This window comes from Aureitalea sp. L0-47 (genome assembly GCF_026126405.1).
Taxonomy (GTDB): Bacteria; Bacteroidota; Bacteroidia; order Flavobacteriales; family Flavobacteriaceae; genus Pukyongia.
On sequence record NZ_JAFMTQ010000022.1, the window covers coordinates 19455 to 30712 of the forward strand.

10 protein-coding genes are annotated in these 11258 nt (G+C 43.9%); 5 read left to right on the forward strand and 5 right to left on the reverse strand.

The genetic code is table 11. The annotated features are described in order from the left end of the window. Positions 1-45: 45 nt before the first annotated feature. From J1N09_RS14845 to J1N09_RS14865, 5 genes are all read right to left on the reverse strand, one after another. Positions 46-615 (reverse strand): 3'-5' exonuclease, encoded by a 570-nt coding sequence (locus J1N09_RS14845; RefSeq protein WP_265201062.1) that lies wholly within the window; start codon positions 613-615, stop codon positions 46-48. Positions 616-633: 18 nt separating this feature from the next. Next, positions 634-1356, reverse strand: coding sequence for a hypothetical protein (locus J1N09_RS14850; RefSeq protein ID WP_265201063.1), 723 nt, complete (start codon positions 1354-1356; stop codon positions 634-636). 192 nt (positions 1357-1548) lie between these two features. Continuing rightward, complete coding sequence (locus J1N09_RS14855; protein WP_265201064.1) at positions 1549-2214, reverse strand: response regulator; 666 nt, start codon at positions 2212-2214, stop codon at positions 1549-1551. Positions 2215-2216: 2 nt separating this feature from the next. Further along, entirely contained in the window at positions 2217-3869 is a 1653-nt protein-coding gene (locus J1N09_RS14860; protein WP_265201065.1) for a tetratricopeptide repeat-containing sensor histidine kinase, read from the reverse strand. Between the two features lie 31 nt (positions 3870-3900). Further along, complete coding sequence (locus J1N09_RS14865; protein WP_265201067.1) at positions 3901-4074, reverse strand: hypothetical protein; 174 nt, start codon at positions 4072-4074, stop codon at positions 3901-3903. Positions 4075-4425: 351 nt separating this feature from the next. Between J1N09_RS14865 and J1N09_RS14870 the strand changes: the two genes are divergently transcribed. The 5 genes from J1N09_RS14870 (at position 4426) to J1N09_RS14890 (ending at position 10965) form a co-directional block, all read left to right on the forward strand. Further along, positions 4426-5061, forward strand: coding sequence for a hypothetical protein (locus tag J1N09_RS14870; RefSeq protein ID WP_265201068.1), 636 nt, complete (start codon positions 4426-4428; stop codon positions 5059-5061). Between the two features lie 715 nt (positions 5062-5776). Next, positions 5777-6286, forward strand: a complete 510-nt coding sequence (locus J1N09_RS14875) for an OmpH family outer membrane protein (protein ID WP_265201069.1) — start codon at positions 5777-5779, stop codon at positions 6284-6286. 10 nt (positions 6287-6296) lie between these two features. Further along, complete coding sequence (locus J1N09_RS14880) at positions 6297-6806, forward strand: OmpH family outer membrane protein (RefSeq protein ID WP_265201070.1); 510 nt, start codon at positions 6297-6299, stop codon at positions 6804-6806. 1036 nt (positions 6807-7842) lie between these two features. After that, positions 7843-10572, forward strand: a complete 2730-nt coding sequence (gene ppdK, locus J1N09_RS14885) for a pyruvate, phosphate dikinase (RefSeq protein WP_265201071.1) — start codon at positions 7843-7845, stop codon at positions 10570-10572. Between the two features lie 114 nt (positions 10573-10686). Continuing rightward, a complete protein-coding gene (locus J1N09_RS14890) occupies positions 10687-10965 on the forward strand; it encodes a GIY-YIG nuclease family protein (RefSeq protein WP_265201072.1) in 279 nt (92 codons plus the stop codon). Positions 10966-11258 lie beyond the last annotated feature (293 nt).

Genomic DNA, 11258 nt, shown 5'->3' on the forward strand with positions numbered 1-11258 from the left:
AGACAATGTCCGCTATTTCAAATATTTATAAAATGATTTCGATCATTAAATTACTCCTATATTTTTCAATTCCCAAAAGCAACGGGCCGTCGCTTCAATATCTACAGCCGCATTATGAGCTTCTTCAAAGTCCGTTCCGAATAGTTTATAATGAAGCTCCGATAGCTTAGGCCATTTATAACCATAATAGCCTGGAATAGCACAAAAATTGGTTGTAGCCTTCATAGTACATATCCGGCTCTTCTGATCTACTATATTGTTCATACCTGATCTAAGCAATTCTGCACCGACAATTTTCTCATCAAAAGCCATATTATGAGCTACCAGGTAATTCGACCTAATCATCTGTTCATTAAATCTCGATAATACATGATTTATAGGTGTCCCCTCCTCCACAGCACGTTCATGAGATATTCCATGAATTATAGAGGATTCACTGGGAATTTTATAACCGTCTGGTTTAACTATAAAATCTCCCCTTTCATGCAAATTCCCAGAATCATCATAAAGTAAATACGCCAACTGTACCATTCTTGGCCAATTATTCAAGTCGGTTACAGGTGCCTTCCAATTGTTTGGTAATCCTGTTGTTTCGGTGTCAAAAAATAAATACATATCTAGTATCTTTTATTATCAATCCTCCCCATAAAAAAACTCGTGAATCTCGATGATGTCCCCACGGCCAATTTGGACCAGGTCGCCGGTCTCCTTAATAAACAGACCCAGGGAACGTTCGTTGTACAGGAGTTTCATAAAATCAGAATAGTCGGTCACTACATACATATCACCTTCGAGCTTGTAGAAGGGAATGGCCATACTGCTCCTCACCTTTACACCGCGATTCACAATCTTTCCTGTTTTAAGGGTTTCGCGTATTTCAATTTGGTCAGTCTGGCCGGAGGCAACCATAGCATAGGCCGTCATCATATTCATCCATTCAACGTTATCTATTAAATGCCATCGCACTTTGCTAAAATCGATTCCGTACTCGTTTATCCAACCCCTACTGGTAAACATAAACAGCACCTGCTTGTGTCCGTCAAGTTCTGGCTTGTCGGCCGGAGTGAATTCCTGTATTTTGTAGGTGATCACCGAGACATTGGACATATCCTTCAGTTTCTTACCATCGAAATCCAGAGTCTTTAATGAGAAACTGGTCATTTCCGGATGGTTGCCCAATACCCACTGTGTAGCGGTAAGTTCCGCCTGCTCTTTCATGGCTTCAACGGCAGCTATTCCGGCTCCAATGGCAAGCAATCCACCCACGACAGCCGCAGCCGCGGCTCCGTCGTCCTGGGCTTTTACTTTTGGGAATAAGAGTACAAGAAGAAGTAGAAAAATAGTTAGTCTTTTCATGGTTCAGGTTTATTCCTTTCAAACCTAACCCTCATCTGTAAGATTTCCTTACGGAAACCCGTAGTGTCGAACATAAAACAGGCGCACCCCTCCAGGCACGCCTATTTCTCCCCTTGATGATCTATTTAAAATCATCATTCAATACTATGGGTTAATTTGAAGATTTCCTTACGGTTAACCGCAACGGTAGATTTAAATTATCCCGAGGTCCTTAGCCACAGCCACCAGCTGGATGGCATTATTAGATTTAAACTGTATGCGTAGTTTGTTGAGGCGCTTTTCGATAGAACTCAGACTACTAGGGGAAATGGCTTGCTGCTTGAATTCATGACTGATCTCATCCTGGGATTTTCCCGCTGCAAGTTGTCTTAGCAATTCCACGTCGTATTCCTCTATCTCGAGGTGAGATTGTTTATTCAGGGAATTCTGAATTTGTGGGGAGAGATACAACTTTCCATTATACACCTGGCGGATGGCATCCTTCAGTTCGTTCATTCCTTTCCTGCTCTTGCACACAAAAGCATCAATCTTATAATTCTCAAAGAAGTAGCGCACCTTTAACGGCCGGTCCTCGATGGAATAGACAATAATCCTGAGCTCGGGATGTTCACGAGATAGTATTTTTATAAGTGCCTCCCCGGAGGTGTAGGTTTGTGCACGGTGATCGCTTTTAAAGGAAAGGTCGGTAATGAGCAGTTCGTAAGGTGCTTCGTCCATTATCCCTTTCTTGATCTTCAAATAGGCATCATCGCAATACTGTACCTGGGTGACTTCGGAAATCCCCAGTGACTCCGTCACCAACTGCACGCCGTGATTTATGCTGTCGAGATCATCAGAAATTAAAACTTTCTTGAACATAGTTAAATCATAATGGTGGCTTTAAAGCCTTTACCAGGTTCCGATTCAAAACTAATAGACCCGCCAATGGCTTCCATACGGTTTTCCGTATTCAGCAGTCCGCTTTTTTCAGCTAGTATCGTTCCTACTCCATTGTCACTGTAATTTACCATCACTCTTTTACCCTGCTCCTTAAATGTTAAGGCTACCAAACTCGCCTCGCTGTGTTTTTTCATGTTGGTCATAAGCTCCTGTAGGGTTCGGTAGAGTGTGGCTTTACTATCCTGCGAAAATGACTCCCACTGGATACCTGATAGATTTCTTGTGATCACTTGTACAGTTTCCGAAGTATACCCCTGAAGCAATTCGAGTAAAAGTAGCCCATAATCTTGTTTACTATCTAAGTCGGTAAGATCTTGAGAGATGTCCCGGGTTTTCTCATAGATACGCTCCAAATCATCCAATGTTGTCGGTTTATCTTGTTTCCCACTTTCCATTTTGGTCATCACATGATATAGATCGTTAGCTACCTCATCATGGACTTTTTTTGATATCCTGCTTTCGGTTTCGAATACTTCTCGAATACGCCTTCGCTTGTTTCGGTTTCGAATGAGGAAATACGATAAAGTTGAAACCACCGCAAGGAACACTACCATAAGTATCAGCAGGAATCGCTGTCGGTTGATCTTATCGTTTTCCAGTGCTAATAAATCCGCGCGCTGCTGCTCGAGAGTCACATTGTACTTCCGGAACGCATACCCGTTGGAAGCCTGCGCCTTCACGCCCTCTAAACTATCTGAAAGCAACCTGTACTCCCTGGCCACCTCATTATTTCCGAGGTCGATCTGAAGCTCCAGGGCTTCCTTCAAAGCCTCCGGCCGCTGATTCCGGGCAAGAGCCATCATACTGTCTGCGTATGCACTTGCCAGGCGTGGATTCCTGTTGAGGTAGTACATGGCCAGGGATTGATAGGAGGTTTTCACTCCCTTTGCGATGTTCTTAAGTTTTCTAAGTCGAAGAGATTCCAGCAGAAAGGACAGGCCATCGTCTCGATTCAATTCATTGTATACTGCTCCCAGGTTATCGGCTGCCAGGGCTAAATTTGTAGTGTCTCCTGATTCGCGGGCAATGTTGTAGGCGAGCTGAAAATGCTCGTGCGCTAATTCAAACTGCCGAAGATCCTCATATACGTTTCCAATGTTATTGTTCAACACACTTCGTTCTTTCTCGTCTTTGGAAATTTTAAGTGCTTCCGAGTAAAACTTAATCGCTCCTTTATAATCCTTTTTCCATCGATATACCCTTCCTAGATGAATGGTGAGCGGAATTTTGTGGTCTTTTACTTGCTCGGGTACGCTGTAATTTTGTATTAATTTCAAAGCTTCCACGGCGGTTTCCTCACTTTCAGAAAAGAAATCCAGTTTGATTTCACCTATTGCTACCAGTCTTAAATCACTAATGGCATTTACAGTATCCCCTATAGCAAGACGTTGTTCAGCGGTCTTTGTATAGTAATCGATTGCGGAAGGCAGGTTGTTATAGTCTTTCGGATTGAGTATAGCGTCGTAATGGGAAAGAGTACTATCAGCAGGAGCTTCCCGGTCCTGAGCAAACGCGGGTAAACAATAAGTAAGTACCCCCATTAAAAAGAGGAATGAAATTCTCCCTGATTTCATTCCTCTAAGGTACTAACAATTCGGCATACTTTTAATTGCCTCCACTGCCTCCTCCAGGTGGGGGTGGGGGTGGCGGTGGCGGCACATCGCCATCATCGTCGCAACATGCATAGCTATCCGTTGTTTGGGTCATTTGCTCCGGGGTGCATGAGAACAATCCCATGCTTCCGAAGAGTACAATAAAAATATATATGAACTTTTTCATGTTTCTGAATTTTGAATTGGACATAGGGGTGGCCGTCCGCCAATGGCGGAGTCATCACCCCGTTAAGGGTTTCGGGAATATTCCTGGGTGGGAAGCGGAAATCCTGTACGGCTTACCCGAAAGGCTTCCCGGGCATTCCGGAAAGCCGCATTGAAGATTTCCTGCATTGCCGGTTGCGCGGTACACGGCCGTCACCGTGAATTTTCAGGCAATACGAGACAAATGAAGTGAGAATACATGAAAGCCTTCTGGGAAAGGCTTGGTAGGTTTTTGTGAAAATTATGGGAATCCGCATCCCAATGCTTTTACAAAAACTTATTTTAACTTCACGAAAACTAACCAATAGAAAAAATGCTTAAGGAATTTCTTGAAGATGTTTTTCAGAGGGCCCTGGAAGAAGGTGCCCCGGAAACAGCCAACGGAATTGCCACGCACATACACCAGGCCCTAGACGAAAAAGTAAAAGGCCAGCCCCTCGGAGTGGATTCCATACGTTCCTATTACACCAAATGGAAGAACGGTAAAAGCGTGTCACTTTCGAAAGCTTCTAAAAATGACCTGGCGGTTTACCTCGGTGATACAAACTTTAAGGCCTATACCGAGCGTAAACAAACCAAAAAGGTAAATACCAAACGATATATCTACGCCATGTCTGTCATGGTATTTGTCATTGGATTCCTGCTGGTTGATCGTTTTCGTCCAAAATGTATGATTTGGTCCGAAGATCGTTATGAGCGATGCGCGTGTTCTGAAGACGGGTCTGTGGACGTTGATCCAATCAAGTTGAAGAAATTTCGGAAACTCGTAGTCAAATGTGAAATCGAATTCTTCTTTGACAAGGAAGGAAAACCTAAAGTCTTTTATTACAAAAAAGGAGACAAAGACTTGGAACTATTCAATATGCCCACTTGGCATCCCGAAAATGGTGAGGTTCTGAGAAAGATAACTCCGCATATGATTCGTGAACATTTATGCTCAAGTTTGTGATGAAGAGTTAATCAGTACGGAATCCCTTACTATCGTTTGAATTAAGCTTATTAAATTTATATCAAAACAAACTATACTCATACCATGGATGAATTTACAGGACTAGGCGTTGGATTAATCGCACTCGCACTCTACTTTCTCGTAATCATTGCGATATTTCTGATTTTTAGATTTATTGTATTGTGGTACTATAGAATAAACAAAAGAGTCGAACTTCTTGCCGAACAAAACAGACTGCTACGAGAAATTTCTTCTAAGCTCGATAAGCACTCTTCGAACAAGGACTAAAACAACTTCCTGCCAAGATTCAATTAATCGCTAACACAAGATTGGTTATAATTGTATGATTGAAGGTTTCAATTGCATAATTAATCGTACTCCGCCTGTATTTTTAATTCACCACTTACCTGGCATCCGTCACCGGACACTAGTAAACGTGGATTCGTTGATTTGTTGATTCGTTGATGCGGTTATTCGATAGTTTGGTCTTCTGACTTCTGACTTCTGACTTCTGACTTCTGACTAAGAATAATTAATAACAATAAAAAATAGTAAATCAACATCCGACATCGGACACCGGTCATCCGACACTATTAATCCTCTAATTTCACCCAAAGATTGTAAACAAATCATAAAATTGGCACGACCCTTGAGTAACATCCAGAAAATCGTACCTTTACGCCCGTTATCAAAAAACGGTATAAAAACAACTACAATGAAAAAATACATTTTCCCAATTCTAGTGGCCACCATTTTACTGGCCGGAAGCATTCAAACCGCTGTGGCACAGGATATCGCTTTTGTGAATTCTGCAGCCATCTTATCGGAGCTGCCCGCCGTTAAACAGGCCGAAGAAGAAATGAAAACCCTGGAGGCCAACATGCAGGCCCGTGGTAAGGACATGGTGGCGGCCTTTCAGAAGTACTACGAAGAAACCGCCGGTAAAGCCCAGCGCGGAGAACTTTCTCCCGTTCAGCAACAGGAAGCTGAAAAGGAACTTCAGAAAAAACAAGGAGATATCCAGAAATACGAGCAGGATATGGTGACGCAACTGCAGGAAAAAAGAGAAGGCCTGCTAAAGCCTATCTACGACCGCGTAAACAACGCCATCAACGACGTTGCCAAGGAAAAAGGTCTGAAAATGGTAGTGGAACAAGGCGTACTTCTTTACGGAGAAACTACCCTCGATATCACCGCCCAGGTTAAAACCAAGTTGGGAATCTAATCTGCGCCTCATGAAAAATTCACTACGATATATACTTCTAGTAGCTGTGCTGGTTAGCAGCTTTCAGTTACAGGCCCAGAAATACGGACATACCAACTTCGCGAATGTGCTAAGCATAATGCCGGAAACCAAAGCCTCGGACGCCCAGTTGGAAAGCTTCCAGAACACCCTGGCAGACAAGATCAAAGCAAAACAGGATTCGCTGCGAGCCAAATTCAATTACTACCAGAGTGAACGCAATACGCTTACCATTCAGCAACAGCAAAATTTGGAAAAAGAGCTGAACGACGGTGACCAGGAGCTTCAGAAATTCGTGGCAGAAGCCGATCAGCAAGTGGCGGCCAAACGACAGGAACTACTGGAACCGGTGATCACAAAGGCTCAAAAGGCCGTGGAAGATGTGGCCAAAGAAAACGGCTACCAACTAATCTTCGATACCAGTGTCTTTAACTCCGTCCTTATGGCCGATGAGAGCATCGATATTACCGAGCAGGTACTGAAGAAGCTGGGGGTGAACTAGATTGTTGGATTGTTAGATTGTTAGATTGTTAGTATAAGAGCCAGGATGATAGAATGAATACTAACGAATAAACGCATCAACGAATCAACACAATGAGATTCCTGGCCATGTCCTGAATAACAACAATAAAAAAACTCAAATCCCAATTTCCAAATTAAGGAAGTTGGGGTTTTTTGTTGGGTTTATCTTTATTTACTTGAATAGATTCTTCGCTCCACCCTTCGACTCCGCTCAGGGTTCCGCTCTGAATGACAATGAACAACAAACAACGAACACACAACCCTGGTCACTGAGTGATTCAAGTTCACTGAGCGGAGCCGAAGTGAACTGAATTGAAGGGGCTCACTCTCCTATGATAAATAATAATAATAATAAACAATTATCAATGAAACCGATGACCGAAACCTCTCGACTGCCTGCCCGTTCCGTTCAGGCGGGCGCTCGAGGAGACAATCTGCATTTCAATTCGAGTATCGACTAATAGTTTTTCGTATCCTTTCTTTTTTGCATTACCCAAATTCTTTTATGATCTTTTTCCATTGATGAACCTTTCCAGTACTTTTTTGCATCGCCCAAATTTATTCTCCTTCCTTTTTTTGCTTCTCCAAAAAAAGAAAGAAAAAAAGGAGCCTTTTTCCAGAGGTATTTTCAAAGCTGCTTTCGCGCTTTGAAACCCTATTCATTTTCCTAAATTCCACCCAGGCACCCGGAATTCTTAACGGAAAATGTATAGCTATACTGCGGAAAAAGTTTTGATATTGGCAATAATTAAAACCCTTTACGTCAGAATATAGCGCAAAAAGCTTCGAGATTCAGGTATTTGCGAATAGCAAATGCCGCGAAGTTTTTGTGCTGGTTTTGCGTCAGCAAAAATTCCTACGGAAAGGTGCCTTTTTCTTTTGCTTCGTTTTCTTTGGGCAAGCAAAGAAAATGAAGGACATATACTCCTCACCCAAACATGACCCCGGTCATGAATTACACCACTTCCCTGCAGTAATTTTACAGCTTAAAATTGTCTACCTAAAAGCTAATAAGTATGGAAGTGATGGAAGCTAAGAAAACCAGAATCTACTCCTTTGGCGATAAAACCGCCGACGGAAACCGAACCATGAAAAACCTCCTGGGTGGTAAAGGTGCCAACCTCGCCGAAATGAGCGCCATTGGTATTCCGGTTCCGCCGGGATTTACCATCTCCACCGAAGTTTGTACCGAATACAACGAATTGGGCGATGCTGCAGTAAAAGATCTTCTCAAAGAAGACCTTAAACAAGCGGTTGCCAAAGTGGAAAAGATCATGGGTGCCTCCTTCGGAAATGATAAGGACCCCCTGCTCCTCTCAGTGCGCTCCGGAGCCCGCGTCTCCATGCCGGGGATGATGGATACCGTGCTAAACCTCGGACTGAATGATGTATCGGTTGTGGGACTGGCACAAAAAACCGGCAACGAACGCTTCGCATGGGACTCCTACCGTCGCTTTATCCAAATGTACGGTAGTGTGGTGATGGGTCTTAAACCCGAATCCAAAGAAGATATGGATCCGTTCGAAGAAGTGATCGATCACCTCAAGGATAAGCGAAATATTAGTTTAGATACCGATTTCACTATACAGGACCTTAAGGACCTGGTATACGATTTCAAAGATATTATCCATAAACGCACCGGGCTCGACTTCCCAACCAATCCATGGGAACAACTCTGGGGCTCAATTGTTGCCGTATTCAATAGTTGGAACGGTAATCGTGCACTTTACTACAGAAAAATGCATGGTTATCCTGCCGATTGGGGTACAGCCGTTAACGTTCAGGCGATGGTCTTCGGAAATATGGGAGACAATTCCGGGACGGGCGTTTGTTTTACCCGCGATGCAGGTACCGGTGAAAACCAATTCAATGGCGAATACCTCATCAATGCACAGGGTGAAGACGTAGTTGCCGGTGTTCGTACACCTCAGCAGATCACCAAGGTAGGTTCCAAACGATGGGCAGAACTGGCCCGAGTGGACGAGAAGGCACGAGTAGAATTCTACCCTTCCCTCGAGGAATTGATGCCAGAGATGTATGCTGAACTGAATGCATACCAGCAGCAACTGGAAGACCACTATCGTGACATGCAGGATATGGAATTCACCATCCAGGCCGGAAAAATGTGGATCCTTCAAACCCGAAACGGTAAGCGAACCGGGGCAGCCATGGTGAAGATCGCAATGGACCTTTTGAAAGAAGGAATGATTTCCGAAGAAGAAGCCATGCTGCTTATAGAACCTTATAAACTGGACGAACTGCTTCACCCGGTTTTCGATCCTAAAGCCATCAAAAAAGCGAACATCATCGCGCAGGGACTACCCGCTTCTCCGGGAGCAGCTACGGGTCAGATAGTGTTCTTTGCCGATGAAGCAGACAAGTTCAGAAACACCATCCTCGTTCGTGTTGAAACCTCTCCGGAAGACCTGGAAGGAATGAACAAGGCACGAGGTATTCTTACGGCACGTGGTGGTATGACCTCCCACGCCGCGGTTGTTGCCCGTGGAATCGGTAAATGTTGTGTATCCGGTGCAGGTGCGCTGAAGATCAATTATAAAGAACGTAAGTTCGAAGTGGATGGCAAGGAATTCCACGAAGGTGAATGGTTGTCCATCAATGGTACTACGGGTAACATCATCGAAGGAAAAGTAGCTACTAAAGATCCTGAGCTCAGTGGTGAGTTTGGAGAGCTGATGACACTTTCCGACAAGTTCTCGAAAATGGTCGTGCGTACCAATGCCGATACGCCTAAAGAAGCAGCGATCGCACGTAGTTTTGGTGCTGAAGGTATCGGACTTACACGTACTGAGCATATGTTCTTTGAAAGTGATCGTATTCGTGCAATGCGGGAAATGATCCTCGCACGTCATGAAAAAGGTCGTAGAAAAGCATTGCGAATGTTGCTACCAATGCAGCGTGAAGACTTTGAAGGTATATTCGAAGCCATGGACGGCTTACCAGTGACCATCCGACTACTGGACCCACCTCTTCACGAGTTCGTACCTCATCAATTGGCCACTCAGAAAGAACTGGCCGAAGAGATGCACATCTCGCTAACAGCGGTGAAGACAAAAGTTCACGAACTGGAAGAGTTCAATCCTATGCTGGGTCACAGAGGTTGTAGGCTGGGTAATACCTATCCGGAGATCACCGAAATGCAAACCCGTGCCATCATCGAGGCGGCACTGAACGTGAAGGAAAGAGGTATTAAAGTATTTCCGGAGATCATGATCCCACTTGTAGGTACTTTGGAAGAGTACGAAGCACAGGAAGAGGTGATCCGATCCACTGCGAAAGAGATCTTTGAAGAACGTGGTGATACCGTTGAGTTTATGGTAGGAACCATGATCGAGGTGCCGAGAGCGGCTATTATTGCTGATAAGATCGCCGAAAAGGCTGATTTCTTCTCCTTCGGAACCAATGACCTTACGCAAATGACCTACGGTTATTCACGAGATGACGCGGCTAAATTCATGCCGATCTACCTGAAGAAAGGAATACTGCATGCAGATCCATTCCAGGTGGTAGACCGCGAAGGTGTTGGCGCTCTTGTTAAAATGGGAACCGAAAAAGGCCGAAGTGCCAAACCTAACCTTAAAGTAGGTGTCTGTGGAGAACATGGTGGTGACCCGAGTTCCGTTGAGTTCTTCTGCGGAATCGGACTGAACTACGTTAGTTGTTCACCGTTCCGGGTACCAATTGCCAGGATCTCTGCCGCACAGGCTAATATTAAATTTGGGTGCTAGCGCATTCAATTATGTTTCATAATGGAAATGACCCTTCAAGAAATTGAAGGGTTGTTTTTTTATCTTTGATATTCTGACTTCCCTCTTTAATTATCAGAAATGGCTATTGGATATATGTACATTTTACTATGTTCCGATGGATCGTATTATTGTGGAAGCACCAAAGATTTAGATAAAAGATTAGCCCAACACAAGAACGGTCATGGTGCCAATCACACTGCTAAAAGATTACCAGTAGAACTTATTTATTTTGAAGTGTATAGTAGAATTGACGAAGCTTTTTACAGAGAAAAGCAAATACAAGGTTGGAGTAGGAAAAAGAAGGAGGCATTGATGAGGGGCCAATCCGATCTACTTTCAGTTCTAGCAAAGAAACTATTCACGAAGAATTGACCCTTCGATACGATCCACTGAAAGTGGATCACTCAGGGTCCGATTGCCTGGTCACTGAGTATTTCGAATGAAATGAGAAATGTACCGAAGTGACTTTTTTTACTTCGATTCGCTCAGCGAAGTGCCGAAGCCACAAATGCGTATATCACTCAGGGTCCGATTGCCTGGTCACTGAGTATTTCGAATGAAATGAGAAATGTACCGAAGTGACCACCCTGAATACTGCAAATAAGGTCACTGAGTGATTTTCCGAAGGAAAATAGTACCGAAGTGACCACTCTGAATACTGCAAA

Coding starts and splice junctions, on each gene's coding strand:
- ppdK (WP_265201071.1), top strand. CDS start 7,843: ATGGAAGTGATGGAAGCTAAGAAAACCAGAATCTACTCCTTTGGCGAT.
- J1N09_RS14845 (WP_265201062.1), bottom strand. CDS start 615: ATGTATTTATTTTTTGACACCGAAACAACAGGATTACCAAACAATTGG.
- J1N09_RS14880 (WP_265201070.1), top strand. CDS start 6,297: ATGAAAAATTCACTACGATATATACTTCTAGTAGCTGTGCTGGTTAGC.
- J1N09_RS14875 (WP_265201069.1), top strand. CDS start 5,777: ATGAAAAAATACATTTTCCCAATTCTAGTGGCCACCATTTTACTGGCC.
- J1N09_RS14860 (WP_265201065.1), bottom strand. CDS start 3,869: ATGAAATCAGGGAGAATTTCATTCCTCTTTTTAATGGGGGTACTTACT.
- J1N09_RS14890 (WP_265201072.1), top strand. CDS start 10,687: ATGTACATTTTACTATGTTCCGATGGATCGTATTATTGTGGAAGCACC.
- J1N09_RS14855 (WP_265201064.1), bottom strand. CDS start 2,214: ATGTTCAAGAAAGTTTTAATTTCTGATGATCTCGACAGCATAAATCAC.
- J1N09_RS14865 (WP_265201067.1), bottom strand. CDS start 4,074: ATGAAAAAGTTCATATATATTTTTATTGTACTCTTCGGAAGCATGGGA.
- J1N09_RS14870 (WP_265201068.1), top strand. CDS start 4,426: ATGCTTAAGGAATTTCTTGAAGATGTTTTTCAGAGGGCCCTGGAAGAA.
- J1N09_RS14850 (WP_265201063.1), bottom strand. CDS start 1,356: ATGAAAAGACTAACTATTTTTCTACTTCTTCTTGTACTCTTATTCCCA.